The 954-nt window shown below is 41.1% G+C and carries 2 protein-coding genes; both read left to right on the forward strand.

The window, feature by feature from the left end:
• Window positions 1-73: 73 nt before the first annotated feature.
• Complete coding sequence (locus JC525_RS19745; protein ID WP_044446102.1) at window positions 74-418, forward strand: lactoylglutathione lyase; 345 nt, start codon at window positions 74-76, stop codon at window positions 416-418.
• 119 nt (window positions 419-537) lie between these two features.
• The gene (locus JC525_RS19750; protein WP_198817864.1) at window positions 538-861 is read left to right on the forward strand and encodes a hypothetical protein; all 324 of its coding nucleotides are present in this window, start codon (window positions 538-540) and stop codon (window positions 859-861) included.
• Window positions 862-954: the final 93 nt, after the last annotated feature.

A 954-nucleotide genomic window follows, 5' to 3' on the forward strand; every position in this document is an offset into this window, starting at 1 on the left:
GTCACTTCGTTCCTAATTTTAGCCCATGTGTTATCGCCCCTTATTTAAAAGTTAGCTGCCTTTGGAAAGATTCATGGATGTAATAGATATAAAAACATTTGTACCAAGTAAGGATTACGAGATTTCTAAATCTTTCTACTCGGAAATTGGATTCAAATCAGAATACGTAACCGATGACCTCACGCTTTTTGAAAACGGAGATTGCCTTTTCTTTTTGCAGCGCTTTTACAATGAGGACATGGCCAAGAACTTCATGTTGCAAATCTGCGTTTCAGACATATACGATGCGTATGAGATATGTTCTAAGTCGGAAAACAAATCCAAGATTACGCCAATACAACAAGAATCTTGGGGCAAAGTTTTTTATTTATGGGGGCCAGTAGGTGAACTGTTGCACATTACGCAGTTGGGCAGCTAACAAAACGCTCAAGCCACTCCCTTCGGTCGCTGGGACGCCAATACGCGGGGCGGCTGCGCCATTATGCCCCACGTATCTGCGCCCCTTAGCTTAAAGTTAGCCACTAAAAAGGATTTTCTATGGATACAGGTTTTCTAATTCTTTTAATATCCTGCTTAAGCGGCTTTATATATTTAATCATTGGTTATTTGCTTACCTTTAAGCAAAAAGCGGATGTACTTAACGGCATCGACTTTTCTAAAATTGCCGACTTATCTGCTTTCTGCAAATACGTAGGCAATAGCTTTTTATTGTCTGGTGCTGTACAAATCTTAGTTGGGGTGTTGGCTTACTTAGCTTATTTAAACCTTATGATGTTCATAGCTATTTTTGTTCTCTTCTCGACATTGCCAATTATTAATGTCGTTAAAGCTGTTCGTAAGTTTCAAAAAAGTGCTTCGTAAGCAGAGCGTGGCTAACAAGCCAATCAACACACTCACTGCGTTCGCTGGGACGCATACACGCGGGGCGGCTTCGCCATTATGCCCCACATGTCT

Source organism: Alteromonas sp. IB21 (assembly GCF_016405965.1).
Taxonomy (GTDB): Bacteria; Pseudomonadota; Gammaproteobacteria; order Enterobacterales; family Alteromonadaceae; genus Alteromonas.

Coding starts and splice junctions, on each gene's coding strand:
- JC525_RS19745 (WP_044446102.1), top strand. CDS start 74: ATGGATGTAATAGATATAAAAACATTTGTACCAAGTAAGGATTACGAG.
- JC525_RS19750 (WP_198817864.1), top strand. CDS start 538: ATGGATACAGGTTTTCTAATTCTTTTAATATCCTGCTTAAGCGGCTTT.